This is a genomic window from Bifidobacterium sp. POST2/T3 (B1) (genome assembly GCF_058197115.1).
Genome location: NZ_JBVPQK010000247.1, coordinates 1 through 3,888, shown reverse-complemented (window position 1 = coordinate 3,888; position 3,888 = coordinate 1). Strand labels below are relative to the sequence as shown.

Below are 3,888 nucleotides of genomic sequence, written 5' to 3'. Positions count from 1 at the left end.
CCAGGAGAACAAGGTCAAGCGTCTGGGCGAGGAGGCCTCCAGGCCCCACCGCATCCACCGCAAGCTGACCCGCTGAACCGAAATACACCCCGAGGGATCGAGGGCCGAGGAGAAGCATGAGCACCGAGGATGAAGCACTGGCCCAGGCCATCGCTGGGCTGAACCTGCAGGAGTGGCAGCCCGCCGATGGCCGTTCCCGTTTCCTGGGCAAATCGCTGGACTTCCCCACTGGCCGCCTCTACGGAGGCCAGCTGTTGGGCCAGGCCATCATGGCCGGCGGGCGGACCGTGCCCGAGGGTCGACTGCCTCATTCCATGCACGCCTATTACCTGCGTACAGGACTCCTGAATCAGGATGTCCAGGCGGAAGTGGAGACCATCCGTGACGGACGTTCCTTCTCCTCCCGACGGGTTGACCTGCACCAGGGGGAACGGACCATCCTGAACGCCCTGCTCTCCTATCAGCAGGTCGGCCAGGAGGGCGTCCGCTATGCCGACCCCATGCCGCCCGGGCTGCCCGATCCGGAGGACCTGCCTGGCTCCCGAGAGCTGATGGAACCCTATGCCGACAAGTCCCCCTTTGCTGACTACTACGCCCATCAGAGTCCCTTCGATATGCGTCATGTCGGCGGCACGGTACTGCTGGACGATGCAGATGATGCAGAACATGGGGATTCCAAGGACGACAGCAGGAGTCGCCAGGCCGTTTGGAGCCGTACCCAGGGGAGAGCCGAACTGGACCCGCTGATGCGCCGGGCCCTGCTGGCCATGGAATGCGATCAGATCATGATGGAGCCCGCCCTGCGCCGTGCCGGGCTGAGCATGACAACCCCGGGGATCTCCTTCGCCTCCATCGACCATGCCATGTGGTGGTATCAGGATATGGATCCCTGCGACTGGCACTGCTTCATCCAGGAGTCCCCTGTAGCCGACCACGGCCGCAGCCTGTGCATGGCCAAGGTCTATAACCGCCAGGGTGACCTAGCTGCCTACATGGTTCAGGAGGCCATGATCAGGGTGCCCAAAGACTGAGCTTCCACTACGTCATCGCATATTCTTCCCCAGCAAGGGATCAATAGCTTGGTCGACAGCAGGCCGGCTATCTTCAGAAACGTCCCCAGTTAGGGCCTTGAACGCTGTTCAGCTGTGCTTTTTGCTTGAATCGGCCTTTATCTCCGCCCTATCGGCGGTATCGGCCGCATCGGCCATCGGTCTTCGCGAGGACTTCTTGCGACGGTCGGGGTTCTCAGGCCCGTCATCCGGGGGCAACTGGCAGAGCCACTCCCCCACGGCTCCGGCCACCACATCGAGCAGACAGACCAGGGAGGCGACCAGGCACTCCTGCATGACCCGTGTGTAATAGGGCGCGCCTGCATGACCCATGCTGATCAGGGCCTGACTGCCGTACCAGCCCAACAGGGCGGCACAGGCAATGCCCAGGGCCTTGCTCATGATCAGCACGTTGACCGCGAAGCGCAAATCCATCTGCTTGCGGTCCCCCTTGGCGTAGCGATGCACCTGGAAGGCCATGATCAGGATGGCCAACCCCAGTAGGAAGAGCAATACACTGACCAGCCAGGGAACCCCCATCAGGTCCGTCCTGGTGGACATGCCCAGTTCCGAGATGCCGGCGCCTCCCATCAGGCCCAGAACCAGGGCGACCAGATAGTGCGCGAGCGGGGTGCGGCGGGCCCTCATGACAGACCGTCCAGAATCCAGTCCTCCGAGACCAGGCTGATACGGTCACGGTCAGGAGCACGGTTGGCCAGGCTGGCCAGACAGGATCCGCCAGCCCCAGGCAGGCAGTGTTCAGGCTCCAAATAGGCCCAGGGAATCAGAATGCGCGATGGAGCATCGGCGGTCAGCAGAGGGGGGCGGTCCCGGGAAGACAGAACCGAACCGTCCGAGGTCTCCACCTCAACCACATCGGCATCCAGTCCGCCCATCTGTCTGATAGGAGCGGCCACCATGTCCAGGGCCGACCGCAGCTCACCAAGATTCAGCGGCGTCTGCAGAATAACCACAGCCGATAGACGCTGATCCCCCTGATCATCACGGTAGGCATATAGGGGCGAGATGCCGACCAGCTGACTGCCGGGAATTCCGTCCAGGGCTGCAAGAGCACGGAGCATGGTCAACCGGTCGGTTCCCGATGCTCCTTCCAGCGCAATCACATCACGCATCAGAAGGCCCTGTGGCTTGACTCCTCCAACAGACGGCTGAGTGGACGCTTCGTTATCACTATCCGGATCCGAGGACAGGCCGCTCTGGGTGGAGGAGGTCAGGGGGTGACGCAGCCGGGCCTGTGCCGCATGGCCAGAATCAGCCTGACCAGACAGCAGGAAGGAGGGATGCCCTAAAGAAGCATTCCCGCCGCTGCTAACCCGCCCGGATTCCATGCTGGCAGGGTTGCCTTCCACCTGATCGTCGGTTGCACGCTCAAGGGTGACGCCCACCTGAAAATCTACCCCTGTTCCCTGGTCAGCGCCCAGACGGGTGACCGTGACCCGAGTGCGGCGGATCTGGTGGGAGAGCAGGATGGCATCAGCCACCTTGGCGGTCAGGGATTCCAGAATCTCGTCAGCCGGCTCGCTTTGAATCAGGTTGACGATCCGACGGACAATCTGCACATAGTCCACGGTCTGAGTGCCGTCGTTGAGCCTGCCTGCCTCACTCAAATCCAGGTAGAGGACGGCATCGACCTGGTATCTGAACCCTGGCTTCTGCTGGCCATGCAGGGGTGCGACCTTGATGGAACTCAGACGGATGGAATCCATGATGTACGCTCCTCCCTCGCCTTGGAAGATTCACTGCCGCACGGCCCGGGAACGTGTATTTCACCGAGCCGATCCGGAAATCAGTGCTGGTCCGTTGCGGACGACCCGTTCACGCTGCGCCTGAGCTCCTCAGGAATCTCCACCGGAGGCTGCTCGGAGTCCGGCCGATCCGGTGCAGACAGCCAGAGCTGACGTTCGGGAGCCTTGCGCAAGCCGGCGAAGACCACAGCCAGCTCGTCCTTGTTCAGGGTCTCTTTGACCAGCAGCTGTCGAACGAGCTCGTCCAGCACGTCACGGTTCTGGGTGATGATCCGCCAGGCCTCTTGGTGGGCCGTCTCGATAAGATTGTGGACTTCCTCGTCGATGGCCTCGGCGGTTTTCTCCGAATAGTTGTGGGGCTTCAGGGCATCGAGTCCGGCATCCTGGTCGTTCTCATCTGCCCACTTGATGGCTCCCAGCTTGGATGAGAAGCCGTACTGCAGGACCATCTGCCGGGCGATGCTGGTGGCCTTCTCGATATCGTTGGAGGCACCGGTGGTCGGGTCGTGGAAGACCACTTCTTCTGCTACGCGGCCACCCATGGCGTAGGCCATCTGATCCAGCAGCTCATTGCGGGACTGTGAATAGCGATCTGTGGTGGGCATGACCGCGGTGTAGCCCAGGGCCCGTCCACGCGGCAGAATGGTCACCTTGGTGACGGGGTCGGTGTGATGCAGGGCCGCAGCAACCATGGCGTGGCCGCCCTCGTGGTAGGCGGTGTTGCGCATCTCGGCCAGAGCCATGCCCTTGGTCCGCCGCCGAGGTCCGCTCAACACACGATCGATAGCTTCGTCGATGGCTCGGTTGTCAATCAGCTGGGCGTCGGAGCGAGCAGTCAGCAGGGCAGCCTCGTTGAGCACGTTGGCCAGGTCGGCGCCAGTGAAGCCGGGTGTACGCACGGCCACAGTGTGCAGGTCCACATCCGGCACAAAAGGCTTGCCCTTGGCATGGACCTTGAGGATGGCCTCGCGGCCCTCCAGATCTGGTGCCTCCACAGCCACCTGACGGTCGAACCGGCCGGGCCGGAGCAGGGCCGGATCCAGAATGTCGGGGCGGTTGGTGGCTGCAATGAT

General features: G+C 62.6%; 4 protein-coding genes. 1 reads left to right on the top strand and 3 read right to left on the bottom strand.

Annotated elements, in window-relative coordinates:
* The first annotated feature begins 116 nt into the window (after window positions 1–116).
* Window positions 117–1,031: an acyl-CoA thioesterase gene (locus tag AC0AP0_RS09900; protein ID WP_490430341.1), complete on the top strand. Its 915-nt coding sequence runs from the start codon at window positions 117–119 to the stop codon at window positions 1,029–1,031.
* A gap of 108 nt (window positions 1,032–1,139) precedes the next feature.
* Here the strand turns inward: AC0AP0_RS09900 and AC0AP0_RS09895 are convergent, their stop codons facing one another.
* From AC0AP0_RS09895 to AC0AP0_RS09885, 3 genes are all read right to left on the bottom strand, one after another.
* A complete protein-coding gene (locus AC0AP0_RS09895; RefSeq protein ID WP_045935650.1) occupies window positions 1,140–1,697 on the bottom strand; it encodes a DUF3180 domain-containing protein in 558 nt (185 codons plus the stop codon).
* Window positions 1,694–2,776 (bottom strand): dihydroneopterin aldolase, encoded by a 1,083-nt coding sequence (locus tag AC0AP0_RS09890; RefSeq protein ID WP_490430340.1) that lies wholly within the window; start codon window positions 2,774–2,776, stop codon window positions 1,694–1,696. Before AC0AP0_RS09890 ends, AC0AP0_RS09895 begins: the two co-directional genes overlap by 4 nt.
* 80 nt (window positions 2,777–2,856) lie before the next feature.
* Window positions 2,857–3,888: AAA family ATPase (locus AC0AP0_RS09885; protein WP_490430339.1), on the bottom strand; the 1,032-nt coding region annotated here is incomplete at its 5' end.

Excerpts from the sequence above, each read along its gene's own strand:
- AC0AP0_RS09900 (WP_490430341.1), top strand. The coding sequence starts at position 117 with ATGAGCACCGAGGATGAAGCACTGGCCCAGGCCATCGCTGGGCTGAAC.
- AC0AP0_RS09895 (WP_045935650.1), bottom strand. The coding sequence starts at position 1,697 with ATGAGGGCCCGCCGCACCCCGCTCGCGCACTATCTGGTCGCCCTGGTT.
- AC0AP0_RS09890 (WP_490430340.1), bottom strand. The coding sequence starts at position 2,776 with ATGGATTCCATCCGTCTGAGTTCCATCAAGGTCGCACCCCTGCATGGC.